Raw genomic sequence first — 17,985 nt, forward strand, 5'->3', positions numbered from 1 at the left:
CCTCGACTTCGATGGCTATTACATAAGGCTACAGACGGCGGAACACTGGTGCATAAGGGTGCCGGTGGAGGCCATAAGGGATATCAGGCTCGTAGCTAGGGAACCTCTCCAGCACCTCATCCCTGAACGCCTCGTAGTTTCTCCTGTAAAGGGGTGAGTAGGCGAAGCACCTCTCCACTGCGCTCAGCATGCTCCTGTGGTCCGCCTTCCCCCCCTGCCAGGCTATGTCGAATGCGGTGCCGTGGTCCACGCTGGTCCTCAGGAACGGCATGCCGGTGTTCATGCTCACGGTGCCGTAGAAGTCGTGCATCTTCGACGCTATGTGCCCCCCCTGGTCATGGTAAAGGGAGACAACACAGTCAAACTCACCGCTGGCTGCCCTGTGGTACACCGAATCTGAAGGGAAAGGCCCCCCCCTCACGTCTGCCACCCTTGACGCCTCCTCCACTGCTGGGGCCAGTATATCTATCTCTTCCTTCCCGAGGAGGCCGTTCTCGCCAGCATGGGGGGGGTTCAGAGCAGCCAGGGCGATCCTCCTCCCCCCCAGGCCGAGCAGGCGCAGTGAAGTGTCGGTCTCTAGTATGCACCTCACGACCGAAGCCACATCCAGGGATTCTATGGCCTTCCTCAGTGGCATGTGCTTCGTGACGAATGTTGTGCGCAGGCTGCCAGATTCGAAGAGCGTCAGCAGTCCACGCACCCCCCCAGTGAGGTGTGCCAGCATCTCCGTATGGTCTATGAACCTTGAGCCTGCAATTTTCATGGCCTCTTTGTTTATGGGGGGGGCCGTGCATATGCCCTCAACCTCACCGGACATGGCCAGCCTGACGGCCCTCTCTATTGCCATCACTGCCTGCCTGCCGGCCTCCTCCTGCACCCTGCCGGGCTCCACGGCATCCCCAGGTACCTCCTCAACGTCCACCCTCTCCAGGATGTCTGTGAGGCCCAGCAGCCTGGAGGCCCTCCGCATCACCTCCATGTTCCCGACAACCACAACCGACCGGGACCTCTCACCCAGGGCAGCGAGGCTTCTGAGCACGATCTCAGGCCCGATGCCTGCGGGGGGGTCTCCGAGCGTGATGGCAATTTTGCCCATGGTGGTGCAAGCATAGCCTGCACCATTAACTTTCCCGTGAACGCTTTGCCACCTCCGCAAGCATTCCGGACGCCGCGGCCACATGCACCTACCCTGCTCATATTACCGGGCCAGATGCGCTCCTAGGGCACGGCCATGATAAAGGCCACAGGCCTCCAGGACTTTGGCTGCGCAACCGCATTTCACCCGTGTGCCTGTAGAGAACCTGACCCTGCTGGTTCCCGCGCCGTGCATTGCAGTTCACGTTCACCGGGAGTTCAAAGGTACCTCTGCATCACCTCCGCTCGCACACCCTTTACCACAGCTTGGTTGGAGAGGTGTGCTCATATGACCCTAAGAGCCTGCCTCCTGACAGCAACGGTCACAGGCGCCTCAAGGGAGTTCTCACCGTCGACCTCGGTGGGCGCCTTTCCTTTGATTTCGATCCTCTCTGCCCTCATGGATGCGATCCCGGGCATTCTCACGTATGATCCGTCCACCAGGTGCCTGAACCTTGCAAGCAGGGAAATGCGCCCCCCCATTTCCCCCCCTATGACGTGGACATCCACCAGTCCGTCAGTGAGGTCGGCGTAGGGAGCAGAGAGCATGCCTCCCCCCCCAAAGTACCTGCCGTTTGCCAGGATCACCTCAATGGCCCTGTAGTGCGCTACCTGCTCCCCATAGAGCAGGTCAAGTTCGTACGCCCTCAGGCCCGGCAGTTCCCCCCCCAGCACGGCGATCTCGAAGGGGGGGAGGCGACCGTGGCCACCGCCGGAGCGGTTGACCCTGGAGACGACCCTGGCACCGAAGCCAACCTCCATGATGTTCACGAAGAGCCTCGTCCCCTCCAGGTACCTCGCTTCGCACACGTCTATGCGCCTGAACTCTTCATCCCTTATCATTTCGGCCACAGAGCGCCCGGCACGCCAGTGGAATGACCTGACGAGGTCCGAGCCTGTGCCCGCCTGGAAAGGCACAAGGCACACGTCAAACGCGATGGCGCTCTCAAGCAGGCTGTTCACCGTGCCATCGCCTCCCACAACAACCACCGTCTGGTGTCCTTCTCCCGCTATCCTCTCCATCACCTGCGTGGCCTCCCCTGGCGATGATGTTGTGAATATGGAGAGGCTGAAGGGCGAGAGCTCCCTCCTGACAGCTGGCAGCGCCTCCCTGTACCTGCCGTGGCCCGAGGTGACGTTAACTATAACAGGTACCTCCACCACCCGCGGCATCACCTCCGGCCAGTTCCCTGTGCACCGTTGGATCATAGAAGAACCACCCCCCCTCCCGCCTGACATAGATGTCCTCGGGGAAAATGGCGCACTCGTAGCGCCTGTCCCAGTCCACAGGGTCAGCAACGGCGGGCCTCCTGTAGACGATGTCTGGGCCTGAGCCCGATACCCTCTTTCCAGTTATCCCCCCCGACACGGCCCTGGCCGCCCTCCTCGCTGTGACCCTGTGGTCGGTGAGCTTGCCACCCAGCACGTGAACCACGTTCCCGGTGACGACTATCGAGGAATCCCTCGATGCCCTGCCAGGGTCGGAGTGGGAGCCTATGAGGGGCCTGATGCCGGTGTACCTGGCAACGACACCGCACTGCCTTACCCAGGGAAAGACCGCAGATGCGGAATCCATGAGGTACATCTCCTCCTCCCTGGAACACTCCAGGTCGTCCGGCGACTCCACCTTCACCTCGGTGGTACCCAGTATGACCGTGTTCCCCCCCCTGGGCACCATGAAGAGCTGCCTGCCATCTATGGCCGACCTGAAGGCCACCGCATTCCTCAGCGTACCGCCCGGGCAAGTGAGGACCAGGTGCATACCCCCCCTGCTCAGTGTTAGGCTCACGGGCAGCCCAACGCCAGCCATCCTTGCCACGTCCCCGGCCCACGGGCCCGAGGCGTTTACCAGGCATGTGCAGGTGAACTCCGCCACCTGACCGTCCAGGGAGTCACGTATGCGGACTGTGTATGGCCCGCTGCCACTTATGGAGAGGATGTCCACGTAGTTGAGGCATGTTGCGCCCATCTGCCAGGCCGAGCACACGTGTCCGATGACCAGCCTGGCGTCGTGGGTGACAGCATCCCAGTAGGTGAAGTATCCTCTCACTGCCTCCGGGTACTCACCTGTGTTGTCCTTCACCCTGGGCACCTCGAACCTGCCGTCCAGGAGCGAATACAGGAAGAGGCCAAAGGCCAGCATGTGGCGGTTCCAGCCGTGCTCGGTAAGGAGCAGGTCAAACCGCATCCTGACCACGTCACCGGAGGAGCTCAGCCAGTAGTCCCTCTCCCTGAGCAGGCGCCTCACCTCCATCACGCGCCCCCCCTGCTGGAGGTACCTGAGGCCGCCGTGGATCATCTTGGAAGACCTGGAGCTTGTCCCGTAGGCGAAGTCCCTCCTGTCCAGCAGTACTGTCCTGATCCCGGAGGTGGCCAGGAGGTTCGCAGTGGCGGACCCGTTTATGCCCGCACCCACCACCGCGACGTCGAACACCTGGCCGTCAGCGTCACGCAGCGCCTCCTTCCTGGTACTGGAACTGAACTCCCTGGCCCCCCCACTCACCATCCCACCACCCCCCCATCCCTCTCTATGTGGTCGAAGGCGTGCTTGGCGAAGGGAAGGAGGAGCCTACCGATCCCGTGGTGGTGGGTTAGTGAGCCGCCATGTCTGAGGAAGGCCCTGACCACGCTGTTGCGCACCCCCACGAGCTGCCCCACTCCCAGGGGGCCCCTGAAGCAGGAAGGTGAAGTACATGCACGCTCCGGAGGTGTAGAGGTGGGACACGTGTGCCATGATTATGCCCCTGATCCCCTCAGCAGAGCAGGCATTCCCGAATGCTTCCCTGACCCCGTGGTAGAGGCCAGGAAGGCGGTCCCAGTCTGCAGAGGTCTCCAGGGTATCCGGCACCACACCGGACATCCAGAGCCTGTTTGCAAGCCCCGGCCTCTGGAACCTCCCCTCCTCCCACTCCTGGCCGGAAGGGCGCCGAGCGAGACACCACCATCAGGGAGCTTTGCGGGCATTTCGTTGTTCACGACCACCAGCATCGACGGGTCACCGAGGCCCCCCCTGAACCTCAGGTACCTCCTGGCCAGCGATGTGAGGGCACCGTCCCCAGCCACTGCCAGGGAGATGCCTGTCTCCACGGTATCTGAGAGCCTGGCCACAGTCGGAAACCTGTCAAGGGAAGAGAGGAACCCTATGCCCTCCTCGAAGGACCTGAAGAACCTGGAGGCGTAGAACCTGCTCCTTGGCAGCCTGTGCGTCCGCAGTGTCACTGTGGTTATGACTCCAAACCTGCCCTCAGAGCCGATGGCCTGCGCCCAGCGGCCGTTTGGCCCGGATTCCCTCGGAACCTCATGGCCCTCCACAGTGCCGTCGCTCCTGACGCAGGTTGCTGAGATGACCATGTCCTCAATGCCGCCGTACTGGTTCGATTCCTGCCCGGTGGCCTTCGTGGAGACCCAGCCCCCAGCGGTTGAGTGCATGAAAGACTCCGGGAAGTGGCCCAGCGTCCAGTTCTCCCTGTTCAGCCCCCCCCTCGATCTCGGGGGGGCCCCTCATGCCTGCGCCCACCGTGCACCTGCCCTTTGACACAGAGATGCCCCCCCTGAGGTTCGATGTGTCTATGACAAAGCGCCTCTGGCCAGGGATGAGGGCACCGGTCACGCTGGTGCCTCCTCCAAACACAGTTGCACGGGAGCCTGAGGCATGGAGCCTTTCCAGGAGGGCCGGGAGGTCCCCCCCGTAGCGTGGTCTGAAGACGGCATCCACTCTCCCGATCCTATGGCCGTTCCTGGCCATCAGTATCTCCACGGATGACTTGCCGATGGAGTGCATGAAGCGGTCAACTGGGTCAGTGGAGACGTCGGAGGGCCAGGTTTCTTCGGGGGGGCGGCTGGCCTGAAGTGCTCCGGTACCCTCACGGTACCGTCCCACGGTTGCCCGGAGAGGCCGAACGCGCTCATTATGTAATCGGCCTCTGCAGCGAAGTTCTCCCCTGAAGAACCGTACAGTATGAACGGCAACATGTGTAAATGCACTGTATACTTAAAAGAGATCCCGCAGGCACATGGAACATGGACACTTCCGAATGTAACATGCAGGCTGCATGAATATATACGATTTGATATACTTTTATATTATCCTTAAAAGACTTTACCATTCCATAGCATTATTTCTGCGGATCAACAGAATTATTTAAATAGCGTGTACTTGATACTTACCCATGTCGTATTTCCACGAGATAGACAGTGCAAGAGTCGGGTCATTCCACAGGAGGCTTGCGGTCACTGCGGCGCTGGGCCCGTTCACAGATGCCTTCAACGAGTTCGGAGCATCGATATCCCTCATAGCAGTCGGCATACTCTTCCACCTGCCGAAGGTGCTGGTAGCTGTTGCTACCGCGGCTTACTGGGTCGGGGGGGTTGCAGGCGGTGCCATCGGTGGTGGCATACTCTCCGACGCCATAGGCAGGCGCCGCCTATTCCTCTATGATACCATAGGCATGGCTGTGTTCGCCATCCTCAGTGCGGCCTCCACAGACTACACCTTTTACTTCCTGACCAGGCTGGCACTGGGGGGGATATTCATAGGCATAGACTACGCTGCTGCAGTTCCGCTCCTCGCCGAATACTCCCCAGTGCGGAGGCGCGGGAGCCTACTGTCGTTCGAGAAGGTGTTCTTCATGCTCGGCACCATAGCCACTGTGGCCATAGGCCTCGGCCTCACGCTCTATGTGGGTGTGCTCCTGGCCTGGAGGTACGATTTCCTCATAGCTGCCGTGCCAGCAATCATACTCTTCGTACTGAGGTTTGAGATGCCTGCGAGCCTGAGGTGGGCCCAGTCGGCGGGCAGGAAGGACCTCATACCTGAGATCGTGGAGAAGCTGCGGAAGAACGGCATTCTGGTGGACCCCCTCCAAGATACAGGTGGAGGAGAAAAAGAGCGTGCGGGACAATATAAGGGCCTTCTTCAACAGGAGGAATGCGAGGGCCATTGCCTACATATTCTGGATAGGGGCCGCCTACGCGCTCACGGTCAACCTCGTGTCGGTGTACTCCTCCACTGTCCTCGAGGACCTTGGCGCCAGTTCAGTCCTGGCTGAGATAGGTACCCTCATTATCGATGTGGTGGGCACCCTGGGAGTGGTCATAACGCTCTTCACAGTGGACAGGCTCGGGAGGAGGCTCATCGGCCTCCTTGGGTTCGAACTGAGCGCGGTCCCTGTGGCAGTGCTTATCCTCGCTTACATACTGCACTTCCTCTCGATCCCCCCCCTTGTCATAGGCATGTTCTCTCTCTTCTTCCTGATAAACGTGGGCTTCGTTGGCACACTGCAGTACGTGCCGGCCGCTGAGGTGAGCGCAACCAACGCCAGGGGGGGCCTCTCCGTTGGATGGGAAAAACTGTTCGAGTTCGGCCTGGCGCTCCCGGCACTGACCCTCTACGCTGCCATAGGCCTGTACCATTCCCTCATCTATGACTTCGTCATGGTGATCGTTGCCGGCATAGTCCTCTACCTCCTGTCCTATGAAACTGCTGGGAGGAGCCTTGAGGAGAATGCGGAGATGGTCTCATCTGGAAGGAAGGACATGGGCGAGAAGGAGACGGCCGATACATGAGGCCGTTTCCTACTGGTTCACAGACTGGTAGAACTCAGCAATTTCTGACACGTCTTTCTTCCCCCACCCCCCCTGAAAGGATGGCTGACTTCATCATCAGGTTGTTCATCTCCACAATCGGGAGCTTGTCCACGCCCAGCGACCTGGAGGATTCAAGGGCCATCTGTATGACGTGCTGTGCGAGGCTGAGTGAGAAGGATTCTTCGTACTCACCGCTCACCTGCCACCTGAGCCTGAACAGCTGCACGGTGTCCGCACCGCCCATGGACAGTGCCCTTATGGCAGTTTCCCTATCTATCGAGACACGCCTGAGTACCACCGAGACCTGTGCCAGCAGGTCAACAATCGCAGTGCCGACCATGTTGCTGACCAGCTTCATGACTGTTGCCTGCTGGTGGCTCCCTATGTAAACATGCTCGCCGAGGGCATCGAGGAGTGGCCTGCACCTCTCGTACGTGCTCATTGGCCCGCCTATGAACATTGCGAGCCTGCCCTCACTGGCCTCCTTCGGCCCGCGCTCGAGCCTGCAGGTGAGGTAGTTCTCCGGGTTCCGTAGCGATGATGTGATCCGGCTCACCTCGTCAACGCCAAGTGTGGTGGTGTCCACCAGCACCGACCCTCCGCCCCCACAGGGAGACCATTTCCCTTACCTCCTTTCCTGTGGGCAGGGAGAGGATGACGAAGTCCGCATCCAGTGCGTCTGCCAGCCCACTGGCCGCAGTGAAATTGCCGCTCCCGCTGAGCCGCTCCATGGCCTGCCTGCTCACGTCGTACCCCCCCTTCACCCTGTGCCCTGCCCTCAGGAGGGTCGAGGCCATGCCGCTGCCCATCCTGCCCAGGCCTATCACAGACACTTCCATGGTTTGTGTCAGTGGAACATGGGGCATAAACCATTGGGTCTGTGCCCCCCGGTAACGTATATAGGCCGCCACGGATTCGCATGGTATGATAGGGGGGGACAAGCACATAGTGATAATAGGCACAGGCGAGCACATGGGCAGGGCCACAGCTGCACTCCTGCTCAGGGAGGGGGGGGCAAGGGTGACGCTCAACTCCAGGAACAGGGCCAGGCTGGACCGGCTCGCCTCATCCCTGGGAGGGGGGGGAGACAGGGTGAAGGTTGTGGACGGCGATGTCCTTGACAGGGACATGCTGCGCTCTGTCCTTGACAAGGCGGTTGAGAAGAACGGATCCATAGACGGCATATCGGTCCAGGTCGGCGGCTATTACGATGAGACGCCTGAGAGCATGGAGCACCTCGATGAGATGCTCGATGTCAATGTGAGGCTTCCGCTCAACGTCATATCCCTTGCCAGGGATTATCTATCCAGGGGTTCCTCCATCGTTTTCACGTCTAACGCGAACACGCTCTTCAGGCCCAGGGCCTCGAACACACCGTACTCCGTGACGAAGTTCACCATGAACGGCATAGTGCACCTGGGTGCAGAACACCTGAAGAAGCATGGCATAAGGGTCAACGCTGTGGCCCCCCGGTATAATCGGTGAGTACAGGGGGGGCCTGGACATTGACTACGCATCGGTCATAGGAAACAGCACGACAGACCCGGTTGCCATAGCATCGGTCGTGGCCTTCCTCCTCTCAGGCGAGTCCTCCGCTATCACCGGCGCAGTCATACCTGTGGACGGTGGGGCCAGGCTCTAGGCGGCCACGTGCTCTGCCTGCTCACCGTGGCCGTGCGGCTGTGCCGGCCCCCCCTTGGGCAGCGAGACGTCCCTGTTGATGACAACCGCCTCTACCTTTTCCCTCCTCTTCAGCAGCTGCTCTATGGAGATGCCTAGCTGGTTGGCCACCTCACATATGCCCTGGGCGTCCCTGCCCTCTATTACCTTGTACTTTTCGCCCGCGAAAGAACCGGGGGCCACTGCCTGCGTAAATCACTGTAATTTTCCTGATCTTGCTGCAGTCGTAGGCGACCATGGTGGGAAATTACATAATTGTATAATATATTTATGCACTTCACTAAATGAACTTAATCTTCGACCTTCTCCAGCCTCCTCCTGGCCTCCTCAAGCTCCTCCCTGAGCTGCTTGTTCAGCGGGTTCTTCTTCACCTTCTCCTCCAGCTCATGCACCTTCTGCTCAAGGCTCTTCCTCTTCCTTGAGAGGTCCCTCTTGCTTAGCCCCCCCACGACCAAACATCGCTCCTGCTATTAAATACTCTCCCTTTCACCTGCCGAAGTCCTCTATGGCCTGCACCACAGGGAGGAGAGAGTCTGAATTGATTATGAGCATGCAGCGCTTCCTCACAGCCTCGTCCTTCGGATCAACGGCAATGGAGAGTGCGGACAGTTCGAACATGCCAACGTCCTGCTCCGTATCGCCCACCGAGACCGTCTCGCCCCCCCTGCCTATACCCAGCCTCCTCTGCAGGCCAGCAAGCACAGCAGACTTGTTCTTGGGGTCTACGACCATCCTGCCGTCCGGCACCAGGAAGCCGTCACGGCAGTATATCTCGTTGGCGAAGACATAGTCTGCCCCGTACCGCTCGCCAATCATCCTGGCCAGCCAGAAGATGCCACCCGATATTATGGCAATGGCCGACCCTAGGCTGTGCAGCTTGAGAATGCTTCCCCCCCGATGTCCCTCCTTAGGGGGGATCCCCCCCTGGAGCACGGAGATTATGTCCTGGGCCCTCACCGGCCCCCCCCTGGCGGAGAGCCAGAGCCTGACATCGCTCCTCAGGAACTCCATGTAGTCGATCTCGCCCGCAAGGTACCGCCTGAGGTTCTCGCTGTTGTCCACGCCGAAGTGCTCGTGCACATACTGCCAGCTGCTTATTGACCTCGTGAGGACACCGTCCATGTCAAAGACCGTGAGCCTTGGCCTCATTGACCGAACATGCGTGGTTCATAGATAACTGCTATGGGCTGACGCTGGTTGTCGATATCACCCCGTTCGTCCTGGTGTCTATGAGCTGTATCTCGGAGATGTAAGGGTCCGTGCTCGCCGTTGCCCTGCCGCTAATCGTCATGGCGGTTGTTGCGCCCAGGTAGTCACCGCCCTTCACCGTGATGTTCCAGGTGTTTGCGACGTTGTAGGTCTGGTCGGGTATGAGGTGCGTGATGTATATGGAACCGTTAGCGTCGATGATCCTCATGTCCACTGAGCTGAGCGATATGTTCCCGCTGAACTGGTCCACATAGACTATGTAGAACGCCTGGTCCCCGGCCGAAGAGTTCTGCACCTCCACCGATGCAGTCGGTGTCGTTGCCCCCCCCAGGAGGCTGGTGTAGCCACCCAGTATAGTGTATAGAGTGGCTGCGAGCACAACCGTTATGGCCACCAGGAGTATGGTCGCAATTATGGGCGATACAGCCTCATCATCCTTTGTGATTACCTTCCTCATCTGAACCCCTGCACTGTTACAGACAGTCTAACCTACAGTGCATACTAAAAGGTTGATGCCAGCTGCTCGCTCATGTTTCAGTTTCGCACACCGCTCCGGCGCCAGTCAGTGCCCTTCTCAGTGACCAGATTCCCTATGAGGTGGCTGGGGGGGCATACCTCGAAGTAGACGTTCAGGCAGTCCAGGCCTGGCTCCACCTCCGTGCAGCCCATTTCCCTGAATGCCGGAGGCCTCTCCATGCTATGCTCCCCCATCGAACCTCATGGAGGTCCCGATGGCGAGTGTCCCCTTCCCTCTCCCGTTAGCCACCAGGAAGAGCGGCAGAGTCCCTGACTTGTTCACTATCGAGGCGTCAGAGAGTATGGCGTCGCAGCCAGATACCGCCACCTCTGCTCTGGCGACGGCATGCGACACCATCCCGTCCGGGACCACAATGGCCTCCCGGACGCTGCCCCCCCTGAGGCTCCTGCACATCAGGACGCCCTCCCTCATGGGCCTGGATTCCAGGACAAAGACCCTTTTGAGGCCAGAAAGCACCATGGCTTCCCTTACCAGGCTGCTCTGGCTCAGCGTCACAGCGCTATCGTACCGCGAAAGAAGGAGGGATGCGTTCTCCGCAGCCATCCTGTTCTGCTCCCTGACCATGTTAGCGAGCCGCTCAGATGCCTCCCTGGGGCCCTCCTGGGGGCAGAGGTCCAGGAACAGGCGCATGCAGTTGCGCACCATCGCCATGTCGCTGAACGCGGACGCTATCTGAGATGCTCCCCCCCTGGCGGCGGCAGCCGCATCCAGTGCCGAAAGGGCAGAGAGCGCCTTCTCAACTATGACAGAAGCGCCACTGCTCCTGTCCGCCAGCACCTCTTCGACGGTGGCCATCAGAGGACCTCTACGCTGAAGGAGAAGGTGGCGCTGGAACCAGGCCCTAATTCCCTGAGCCCGATGCCGTTGTTGAAGGCGTCCGGCGCGCCTACCATGGGCTCTATGGCCACCGATCCGCCTGGGGGGGCGTACTGGCCGTTGTAGATGACGAAGAAGCGCATTGAACGGCGCCTTATCACGAGATCTCCAGCCTGGGAGCTCAGCCTTATGCTCCCCCCCCATCCCCCTGAAGCAGTTGTCCAGGGAGAGCGAGGAGAAGTCCTGGACACCTTCGAAGTCAAAGTGCCTGAACGTCCCGTCAGGGAAGTAGCCCTGCCTGTAGCCCAGGATGTCCGCGCCGCCCACCACCGATATCCTGTAGGGGGGGCCTTCACAGCAAAGTACGGGTGAAAGCCCGGGCTCAGGGGGAGGGGGGATTGCGGATTCGTTCCTGACAGTGAGCCTGCAGAGGAACCTGTTGGACCTCAGGACGAAAGCCAGGTGGACCTGTAGCCTCCCGGGATAGCCAGGGTGCTCGAAATCGGTGTGGAACTCCACCCGGTCACTGTGCTTCGTGGCCTCGAAATCCCTGTCCAGTACAAGGCCGTGTATGCTGTTCTCACCGTCATTCCTAGGCAGCTCGTAGACTCTTTCCCTCCACCTGTAGCTGGCGCCCTTGACCCTGTTGGCGAATGGGAAGAGGAATGCGGATCCACCGTGGGTCTTCTTCCCGTCCCGGGGCGGCACTATGACCTGCCTGCCCCCTCAGCACCAGGCTCTCCACCCATGCGCCGGTGCTGTCGTAGACTATGGTGCTGGAGCCCACAGAGAGAGAATCCCTCGTTGGGATCACTCCTGGCCAAACCTGAACATGAAGGAGACCTGCTTCACTATATACCTCTCGATCTCTTTCATCACCTGGGCCTTCAAGAGGCCTGGCTGGAGGTCAGGCATCCTGTTCACTGCGTAGAGGTATACGAAGTACCTGTGCGTGCTCCTGCCTGGCGGACACGGGCCGCCGTAGCCCGTCCTCCCGAAGTCGTTCTTTCCCTGGACCCAGCCGTTTGGGAGGTGCTCTTCCTTCTGCAGACCCTCCGGCACCTCAGATATGCCCTGTGGTATGTTGTAGAGGACCCAGTGAACGAAGGTGCCCCCTGGGCGCATCAGGGTCTTCCATGACCAGGACGAATGACTTGGCGGACTGCGGGGGGTCAACCCATTTCACCTGTGGGTTTATGTCCTGCCCCCCCTGCACGTGTACTTCGGATCAATCTTCTGCCCGTATTTCACCGCAGGGATATCGATGTTGAAGGTCATGTTCCTGTTATCCCCCCCCATCTGGTTAAAAAACTTCATCTGGCCCCCCCATGGCCCCCCCGCTCTTCGAGGAGGACAGGCGCAGGGTGTAGGAATGTGATGTCGATATATATGCCAGGAAGGTGAGGAGCGAGAGCACCGCAACGGTGAGCCAGAACTCCCATGTGACGGCACGGTAGAAGTAGAGGAGGTAGAGGCCCACTGCGGTGCCAGCAACCCTTCCAGCACTGGTCAGGAGGTTGTACACGCCTATGTACGTGCCCCCCCTGGCTTCCTGTGGCGCTATGTTAGTTATGATTGCCTGTGTCGTAGGGCTCACGAAGTCCTCACCGACCGTTATGATGGCCATGATCGCCAGGAGGAAGCCCAGGCTGTGGAAATGGGTGAGAAGTGCAAAGGAGGCTGCGTAGAAGAGCATGCCGATGCCCCCTCCAGAAGACCGCGTTGGATCTCATGGTCATGACGCGCAGGACGAAGAACTGGAGGGCCACCACCAGGAGGCCGTTCATGGAATATATGTAACCGATGTCTATGATGGGCATCCTGTTGAAGTCAAACACATAGAGTGTCAGCGCGGGCCCGTCCTGCCTTATGACAAAGCCCGCCAGAACCCCCCCTATGAGGGAGAAGATGAGCAGGAACCTGTCCCTGCCGAGTACCGTGAGGTCGATCCTCTCCCTCTCCCTGCCGCCGGTGGGCGTGTAGGTCTCAGACATGGTCGAGTAGAGCATTATGACCTCCACCACCGTGGCTACGGAGGCGGAGAGGAACACGTACTGGAAGCCCATCGTTGCAAGGAAGCCGCCCAGCAGAGGGCCAAGGGCGGCACCCACGTTGACGAGCATCCTGACCGCCGTGAAGGCTGAGAGCCTCTGTTCCGGCCTGCTTATATCGGCAACCGAAGCCTGTATGGCTGGGTACTGAAGGGCGTTCACGCATATTGTGCCGAGCCAGGTGAGGACAAGTGAGGCCGCTGGCCATCTGTAGGCCACCTCAAAGTACATGAGGAGGTAGAGGAATATGACAGGCAGGGGGGGCGCATAGATCAGGAAGGCGCGCTCCCGACCCTGTCTGTCCAGAGGCCAGCGTAGTACTGGACAAGCTCATAACAGCGTACCTATGGCCAGTATTATGCCTGACAGGAGGAAAGATATGCCGTAAACGAAAACGAATATCAGGGGGGGGAGGAACAGGAAGGAAGAGACCCTCCCGAGGGAGCGTATCAGCCTGCTGCCCGCTAGCAGCCAGACCCTCCTGTCCAGCCCGCGTAGATTGTATTCATCTTTCATCTGGTTTAATCCAGAGTATTCCGGGTATCTATTTAACTGAATTGGAAAATGGAAACTCCGGGACGGAGACCTTCCTTACCGGACTGACAGGCACCCCGGTTCACATGACCTGGCCGCGGGACCCCCCCTGGCCGCCCTTGGCCGGGATGCCAGCCCTGGCTCCGCACCTGCCCGTCCTTGACCCCCCCTGCCCTTCAGGCCTCCGCTATCACGTCAAGCTCCACCATGACACCCTTTGCGGCGAAGCCCGTTACGACTGTGGTGCGTGCTGGCGGCGCAGATTTGAAGCGTTCGGAGAAGAGTGCGTTCATCTCCTGGAAGCTCGACGGGTCAGAGAGGTATACAGTGACTTTCACAGTCCTGTCCAGCGAGGAGCCAGAGGCCCTCAGTATCTTCTCCACCCTTGAGATGGCATCCTGGAACTGCTCCCTGAAGCTGTTCCCCCCCTGCCCTGTCTGGCCGGACACGAAAACGAGGCCACCGGCGACAACCGCGTGCGAATATGGTCCACCCTTTCCCAGGTCCGGAAGGTCAATGCATTTCTTCATGCCACTGAAATAGGGTCTCTGTTCAAAACACTTTGCAGTGCCCTGGAAACATTTGCTGCCCTGCCGGTGATTCAGCAAACTTTCCTATCCAGTTTAACATTTTGCAAATAAAATAATATCATTGCCTTCATTATACATGATACTGTGCGTCCTCATATACACATCGACTCAATCTGGCCACAAGAGTTATTATAAGTCTTTGTATATTGAACATGGAAGGTGTGTGGTGGAAATATGGAACAGGGTAAGCAGGTAAGTATACAGGACATAATGTCAAGGCTTGACAGGACAAAGGCCACCAGATTCTACTGGCTCCTGACGCTGCTGTCAACCATCGGGGGGGCTTCCTGTTCGGGTATGACACTTCCAACATAGGCACGGCAATGGTCTTCATGCCAGCCTCGTACCACTCGGGAGCCCTTGTGGAGGGGTACCTGGTATCTGGCGCCTCCCTGGGCGCAGCCATCGGCGCGCTGATCGCGATGGCCCTCACTGACAGGTACGGCAGGAAGTCGATGCTGATATTCGACGCTGCCCTTTACACCGTCGGTGCAGTGCTGTCGGCAGTCACGGTGGACCTTGCCATGCTGCTCATATCGAGGACGCTCATTGGCCTCGCGGTGGGCGCGGATTCAGCAATTGCGACCGCATACATAGCGGAGTATGCTCCGAAGGGTGAGAGGGGGAGCCTGGGCATACTGCAGCAGTGGATGATCACCGTTGGCATCCTGGGCGCATACCTTGTGGGCATGGCAACGCTCTTCTTCGCCCCCCCGGGCTCGCATACACCGTGGACTGGAGGCTCATGCTGGGAGTTGCGGCCATACCATCGCTCATAGGCCTGGCCTTCAGGTTCATGATGCCGGAATCTCCGAGGTGGCTCCTCCTCAGGGGTGAGAGGAAGAAGGCCCTAGACGCGCTGAACAAGCTGGGCATACAGACAAGCGAACAGGAGCTCAGTGCTGTCAACATACCTGAGGAGAGGAAGAAGTTCACCCTCACAAAGGGCATGAAGAGGGCACTCCTGGTTGCCGGCCTCTTCATGATGTTCCAGCAGATAACCGGCATAAACATACCGTTCTACTACGGCCCCCCCACCGTGATCTCCTCGCTCCACATATTCAGGGCCGGTTCAAGCGTTGTTTACTCACAGGCATATGCAGTGGCGGCCTCATCCATACTAGCCGTGATAAACGTAGCGGCGACCTACATAGGCTTCAGGCTCATAGATAGGCTCGGCAGGAGGTCGCTGGCCCTGACAGGTTACATAGGCATGGCCGTGTTTGGCTTCGTGGGCACGATACTGCTCCTCGAGCACATCCTGATAGGCCTCCTGATAGCCTTTGCGGGCTTCATCATATTCTTCGCCTTCGGCGTTGGTGGCACCGGCTGGATCATACAGGGAGAGTACTTCCCCCCCACAGAGGTCAGGGGCAGGCTCGCAGGCATCGTGGCTTCATAGACTGGATAGCGAACTTCGCCATCGTGGAGGTCTTCCCACTCCTGCGCATAACCATAGGCCTTGCCTACACCGAAGCGCTCTTCGGCATCCTGTCGGTTGCAGCGTTCATAGTGTTCTACTTCATCATGCCCATGACCAAGGGGGGGAAGTCAGTGGAGGAGATAGCGGAGATGTTCGAGAAGGGCTATTCGGTCAGGGAGAGGGCATGAATCACCTGAGGTCGCTGAAAGCCTCCCTTATGCTCTCTCCCTTTATCATTACGAGCGTCTCAGTTTCCATGTGTGCCCTCAGTGCGTTCAGTGACCTTATGAGGTCCCGCTCTCCTATACCCCCCCTCACGAACATGACTATGTCGTACCTTCCGTACGTGTCGAACTCCTCCGACTCTGCGCCGGCGGCAGATATGGACCTCTTCCATAACCTGTAGGCATCGTACTGTTCCTGTCCCACCGGCCCCCCCTCCACCTTCCCAGCACAATGCAGTCCATAGGGCCAGCAGTGAAACATTAAATAAGTATCCTATCATGCATTCCTGTGTCCAATTCAGACCACCACTTCTCGACCACGGTTGTGGAACTGGAAAAGCGCGAATACAGGAACCCCCTTGTCATCGGGGGGGGTTTCGTGGGCGGAAGCGTGGCAGGCGTCATGGCCGCCGGTTACATAATCAACGCACTCGGGCTGCACCAGGTTGCCCACCTGAAGTCCCCGCACATACCTCCGGTCGCGGTCTTTGTCGGCGGGAGGCTCAGGCACCCCCCCTTCAGGATCTATGCGAACGACATGAACGACCTGCTCCTCCTAACCTGTGAGGTGCCCATTGAACAGGACGGCCTCTACGAGGTCTCGTCTGCCCTCATGGACTGGCTGTCAGGTGTGGGAGCGAGGGAAATCGTGATTCTTGACGGTATACCAGTCCGGGACATACCGGAGGAGCACCCCCCCATCTTCGGTGTGGCTGACGAGAGGGCCATAGGCGAGCTCTCGAAGCGCGGCATACAGATAGCGCAGACCGCACTTATAACCGGCGTGGGTGGCAGCATCCTGAGCGAGTGCATGGTCAGGGACGTCCCTGGCAGCTCCCTCCTGGTGCCCATGTCGGTGGCCTACCCTGACCCGGAGGGCATCCTCTCCCTCATAGACTCCGTGAACAGGGTCTACGGCCTATCCATATCCACGGAGGCCCTGGAGAACGATGTGAAGAGGATGCACCAGGAGCTGAAGGCCATAGAGAAGAACTACCAGGAGATGGTTGACAGGAGCAGGAAACAGGGTGAGGAGGGGGCTCTACGGCTGAGGCCCCATGAGTCTGAGGGCGGTTCCCCCCCTTAGTATCTCTATGCCGTATGCAAGGGCGTCCTCATCCAGGTCGTAGTGAGCGCTGTGCTGCGGTGCGACGATGCCCTTCTCACTGTTTCCCACTCCCAGGAAGAAGAATGCCCCCGGCACCCTCTGCAGGTAGTAGGCGAAGTCTTCGCCCCCCCAGGTCGGGTGGAGGGTGCAGCACGTTCTCCCTGCCAAGGATGAGTGATGCCACCTCCTCCACTGTGCGCACCACATCAGGGTTGTTGACCAGCACGGGGTAGCCCTCCTGGTAATCCAGGGAGCATTCCGCGCCAAAGGATCTGCACACCCCCCCTGAAACGACCTCACCCATCCTGCGCCTGACCATATCCCTGACGCCGGTGTCCAGCGTCCTGACAGTCCCGGTCATCTCCACCTTCTCCGCGATGATGTTGTACCTGTCCCCCCCTCCCCCCCTGACCGTGCCGACTGTAACCACCGCCGCGGCCTGCGGGTCAACGTTCCTGGACACGATGGTCTGGAGTGCCTGCACAAGGTACGAGGCCACAACGATGGCGTCCACAGTCTCGTGTGGCGCAGAGCCGTGGCCGCCTTTCCCCCCCCTCACAAGGACCGAGAACTGGTCGGCATTGGCCATCATGGGGGGGCCCGGGTATACTGCCACAGTGCCCCCCCTGGGGAACCTGCTCATCACATGGAGGCCCAGGACGAAGTCCACGCCATCCAAGAGACCAGCCCTTATCATCTCCACCGCACCTCCCGGCGGGCTCTCCTCTGCCGGCTGGAAGAACACCCTGACCCTGCCCCCCCTGAAGTGCCTGTCCCCCCCGGCAAAGGAGCGGGCCACAGCCAGCGCTATGGCCATGTGTGCGTCGTGGCCACAGGCGTGCATTACACCTTCGTTCCTGGAACTGAACGGCAGGCCAGTGTCCTCGTGCACCGGAAGCGCGTCCATGTCTGCCCTTATGGCCACCGTCCTTCCCGGCAGTTCGCCTCAATGTCCGCGTACACTCCGGTGCCCGCGACCCTCACGGGCCTCAGGCCCATTGAGGAGAGCTCCCTCTCGATCCTCTCCGCTGTCCTGTGCTCCCTGAAGCTCAGCTCTGGGTTCTCGTGGAAGTACCTCCTCATCCTCACCGC

General features: G+C 59.5%; 20 protein-coding genes and 5 pseudogenes. 6 read left to right on the forward strand and 19 right to left on the reverse strand.

Annotated features, from left to right (window positions below; translation table 11 throughout):
• Positions 1 to 28 precede the first annotated feature (28 nt).
• The 4 genes from JCM13583_RS05715 to JCM13583_RS05730 all read right to left on the reverse strand — a co-directional run bounded on the left by JCM13583_RS05715 (position 29) and on the right by JCM13583_RS05730 (position 3,994).
• Complete coding sequence (locus JCM13583_RS05715; RefSeq protein ID WP_075057009.1) at positions 29 to 1,096, reverse strand: 4-hydroxythreonine-4-phosphate dehydrogenase PdxA; 1,068 nt, start codon at positions 1,094 to 1,096, stop codon at positions 29 to 31.
• Between the two features lie 323 nt (positions 1,097 to 1,419).
• Positions 1,420 to 2,295 (reverse strand): hypothetical protein, encoded by an 876-nt coding sequence (locus tag JCM13583_RS05720; RefSeq protein ID WP_171823471.1) that lies wholly within the window; start codon positions 2,293 to 2,295, stop codon positions 1,420 to 1,422.
• Positions 2,273 to 3,640, reverse strand: a complete 1,368-nt coding sequence (locus tag JCM13583_RS05725; protein WP_075057011.1) for an FAD-dependent oxidoreductase — start codon at positions 3,638 to 3,640, stop codon at positions 2,273 to 2,275. Before JCM13583_RS05725 ends, JCM13583_RS05720 begins: the two co-directional genes overlap by 23 nt.
• A 63-nt stretch (positions 3,641 to 3,703) precedes the next feature.
• Positions 3,704 to 3,994 carry a hypothetical protein gene (locus JCM13583_RS05730; protein WP_075057012.1) on the reverse strand — a complete coding sequence of 97 codons (291 nt, stop codon included), beginning with the start codon at positions 3,992 to 3,994 and terminating at the stop codon, positions 3,704 to 3,706.
• Between the two features lie 108 nt (positions 3,995 to 4,102).
• On the opposite strand from JCM13583_RS05730, the gene JCM13583_RS13935 reads away from it, so the two are divergent.
• Positions 4,103 to 4,315 carry a hypothetical protein gene (locus tag JCM13583_RS13935; RefSeq protein ID WP_171823472.1) on the forward strand — a complete coding sequence of 71 codons (213 nt, stop codon included), beginning with the start codon at positions 4,103 to 4,105 and terminating at the stop codon, positions 4,313 to 4,315.
• Between the two features lie 174 nt (positions 4,316 to 4,489).
• On the opposite strand, the gene JCM13583_RS05740 is transcribed toward JCM13583_RS13935, so the two are convergent.
• The gene (locus tag JCM13583_RS05740) at positions 4,490 to 4,891 is read right to left on the reverse strand and encodes an FAD-binding protein (RefSeq protein WP_171823473.1); all 402 of its coding nucleotides are present in this window, start codon (positions 4,889 to 4,891) and stop codon (positions 4,490 to 4,492) included.
• Complete coding sequence (locus JCM13583_RS12370; protein ID WP_162509484.1) at positions 4,879 to 5,106, reverse strand: hypothetical protein; 228 nt, start codon at positions 5,104 to 5,106, stop codon at positions 4,879 to 4,881. The genes JCM13583_RS05740 and JCM13583_RS12370 overlap by 13 nt, the downstream gene beginning before the upstream one ends.
• Before the next feature lie 197 nt (positions 5,107 to 5,303).
• On the opposite strand from JCM13583_RS12370, the pseudogene JCM13583_RS05745 reads away from it, so the two are divergent.
• Positions 5,304 to 6,699, forward strand: a pseudogene (locus JCM13583_RS05745) (MFS transporter).
• A 34-nt stretch (positions 6,700 to 6,733) separates the two neighbouring features.
• Here JCM13583_RS05745 and JCM13583_RS05750 read toward each other — a convergent pair.
• Positions 6,734 to 7,312 (reverse strand): NAD(P)-dependent oxidoreductase, encoded by a 579-nt coding sequence (locus JCM13583_RS05750; protein ID WP_075057015.1) that lies wholly within the window; start codon positions 7,310 to 7,312, stop codon positions 6,734 to 6,736.
• Positions 7,281 to 7,559 carry an NAD(P)-binding domain-containing protein gene (locus tag JCM13583_RS05755; RefSeq protein WP_171823474.1) on the reverse strand — a complete coding sequence of 93 codons (279 nt, stop codon included), beginning with the start codon at positions 7,557 to 7,559 and terminating at the stop codon, positions 7,281 to 7,283. Before JCM13583_RS05755 ends, JCM13583_RS05750 begins: the two co-directional genes overlap by 32 nt.
• A gap of 85 nt (positions 7,560 to 7,644) precedes the next feature.
• Between JCM13583_RS05755 and JCM13583_RS05760 the strand changes: the two genes are divergently transcribed.
• Positions 7,645 to 8,205, forward strand: coding sequence for an SDR family NAD(P)-dependent oxidoreductase (locus JCM13583_RS05760; protein ID WP_075057017.1), 561 nt, complete (start codon positions 7,645 to 7,647; stop codon positions 8,203 to 8,205).
• Positions 8,180 to 8,362 carry an SDR family oxidoreductase gene (locus JCM13583_RS05765; RefSeq protein WP_162509496.1) on the forward strand — a complete coding sequence of 61 codons (183 nt, stop codon included), beginning with the start codon at positions 8,180 to 8,182 and terminating at the stop codon, positions 8,360 to 8,362. Before JCM13583_RS05760 ends, JCM13583_RS05765 begins: the two co-directional genes overlap by 26 nt.
• On the opposite strand, the gene JCM13583_RS05770 is transcribed toward JCM13583_RS05765, so the two are convergent.
• The 9 genes and pseudogenes from JCM13583_RS05770 to JCM13583_RS05800 form a co-directional block, all read right to left on the reverse strand.
• Positions 8,359 to 8,583: a hypothetical protein gene (locus JCM13583_RS05770; RefSeq protein ID WP_075057018.1), complete on the reverse strand. Its 225-nt coding sequence runs from the start codon at positions 8,581 to 8,583 to the stop codon at positions 8,359 to 8,361. The genes JCM13583_RS05765 and JCM13583_RS05770 overlap by 4 nt on opposite strands.
• A 107-nt stretch (positions 8,584 to 8,690) precedes the next feature.
• Positions 8,691 to 8,849, reverse strand: coding sequence for a hypothetical protein (locus JCM13583_RS13940; RefSeq protein ID WP_171823475.1), 159 nt, complete (start codon positions 8,847 to 8,849; stop codon positions 8,691 to 8,693).
• A gap of 37 nt (positions 8,850 to 8,886) precedes the next feature.
• Positions 8,887 to 9,549, reverse strand: coding sequence for an HAD-IB family phosphatase (locus tag JCM13583_RS05775; RefSeq protein ID WP_075057019.1), 663 nt, complete (start codon positions 9,547 to 9,549; stop codon positions 8,887 to 8,889).
• A gap of 31 nt (positions 9,550 to 9,580) precedes the next feature.
• On the reverse strand, positions 9,581 to 10,066 hold the full coding sequence (locus JCM13583_RS05780) for a type IV pilin (protein ID WP_075057020.1): 486 nt from the start codon (positions 10,064 to 10,066) through the stop codon (positions 9,581 to 9,583).
• Positions 10,067 to 10,143: 77 nt separating this feature from the next.
• Positions 10,144 to 10,305 (reverse strand): translation initiation factor eIF-2B, encoded by a 162-nt coding sequence (locus JCM13583_RS12375; protein ID WP_162509486.1) that lies wholly within the window; start codon positions 10,303 to 10,305, stop codon positions 10,144 to 10,146.
• Between the two features lies 1 nt (position 10,306).
• Complete coding sequence (locus JCM13583_RS05785) at positions 10,307 to 11,671, reverse strand: hypothetical protein (protein ID WP_075057021.1); 1,365 nt, start codon at positions 11,669 to 11,671, stop codon at positions 10,307 to 10,309.
• Positions 11,672 to 11,773: 102 nt separating this feature from the next.
• Positions 11,774 to 12,241, reverse strand: a pseudogene (locus tag JCM13583_RS05790) (YbhB/YbcL family Raf kinase inhibitor-like protein).
• 25 nt (positions 12,242 to 12,266) lie between these two features.
• Positions 12,267 to 13,530: pseudogene (locus JCM13583_RS05795) on the reverse strand (MFS transporter).
• 194 nt (positions 13,531 to 13,724) lie between these two features.
• Positions 13,725 to 14,078 carry a RidA family protein gene (locus JCM13583_RS05800; protein WP_075057022.1) on the reverse strand — a complete coding sequence of 118 codons (354 nt, stop codon included), beginning with the start codon at positions 14,076 to 14,078 and terminating at the stop codon, positions 13,725 to 13,727.
• 234 nt (positions 14,079 to 14,312) lie between these two features.
• Between JCM13583_RS05800 and JCM13583_RS05805 the strand changes: the two are divergent.
• A pseudogene (locus tag JCM13583_RS05805) lies at positions 14,313 to 15,749 on the forward strand (sugar porter family MFS transporter).
• Between the two features lies 1 nt (position 15,750).
• On the opposite strand, the gene JCM13583_RS05810 reads toward JCM13583_RS05805, so the two are convergent.
• Entirely contained in the window at positions 15,751 to 16,005 is a 255-nt protein-coding gene (locus JCM13583_RS05810) for a hypothetical protein (protein WP_075057023.1), read from the reverse strand.
• A gap of 183 nt (positions 16,006 to 16,188) precedes the next feature.
• On the opposite strand from JCM13583_RS05810, the gene JCM13583_RS05815 reads away from it, so the two are divergent.
• Entirely contained in the window at positions 16,189 to 16,872 is a 684-nt protein-coding gene (locus JCM13583_RS05815) for a PAC2 family protein (RefSeq protein ID WP_162509497.1), read from the forward strand.
• Here the strand turns inward: JCM13583_RS05815 and JCM13583_RS05820 are convergent.
• Positions 16,828 to 17,976 (reverse strand): annotated as a pseudogene (locus JCM13583_RS05820) (amidohydrolase). The gene JCM13583_RS05815 and the pseudogene JCM13583_RS05820 sit on opposite strands and share 45 nt — an antisense overlap.
• Positions 17,977 to 17,985: the final 9 nt, after the last annotated feature.

The organism is Thermogymnomonas acidicola JCM 13583, assembly GCF_001316105.1.
GTDB classification, from domain to species: domain Archaea; phylum Thermoplasmatota; class Thermoplasmata; order Thermoplasmatales; family Thermoplasmataceae; genus Thermogymnomonas; species Thermogymnomonas acidicola.

Coding starts and splice junctions, on each gene's coding strand:
- JCM13583_RS05730 (WP_075057012.1), bottom strand. CDS start 3,994: ATGTCCGGTGTGGTGCCGGATACCCTGGAGACCTCTGCAGACTGGGAC.
- JCM13583_RS05800 (WP_075057022.1), bottom strand. CDS start 14,078: ATGAAGAAATGCATTGACCTTCCGGACCTGGGAAAGGGTGGACCATAT.
- JCM13583_RS05760 (WP_075057017.1), top strand. CDS start 7,645: ATGATAGGGGGGGACAAGCACATAGTGATAATAGGCACAGGCGAGCAC.
- JCM13583_RS12375 (WP_162509486.1), bottom strand. CDS start 10,305: ATGGAGAGGCCTCCGGCATTCAGGGAAATGGGCTGCACGGAGGTGGAG.
- JCM13583_RS05755 (WP_171823474.1), bottom strand. CDS start 7,559: ATGGAAGTGTCTGTGATAGGCCTGGGCAGGATGGGCAGCGGCATGGCC.
- JCM13583_RS05780 (WP_075057020.1), bottom strand. CDS start 10,066: ATGAGGAAGGTAATCACAAAGGATGATGAGGCTGTATCGCCCATAATT.
- JCM13583_RS05725 (WP_075057011.1), bottom strand. CDS start 3,640: ATGGTGAGTGGGGGGGCCAGGGAGTTCAGTTCCAGTACCAGGAAGGAG.
- JCM13583_RS12370 (WP_162509484.1), bottom strand. CDS start 5,106: ATGTTGCCGTTCATACTGTACGGTTCTTCAGGGGAGAACTTCGCTGCA.
- JCM13583_RS05815 (WP_162509497.1), top strand. CDS start 16,189: ATGGCCGCCGGTTACATAATCAACGCACTCGGGCTGCACCAGGTTGCC.
- JCM13583_RS05715 (WP_075057009.1), bottom strand. CDS start 1,096: ATGGGCAAAATTGCCATCACGCTCGGAGACCCCCCCGCAGGCATCGGG.
- JCM13583_RS05775 (WP_075057019.1), bottom strand. CDS start 9,549: ATGAGGCCAAGGCTCACGGTCTTTGACATGGACGGTGTCCTCACGAGG.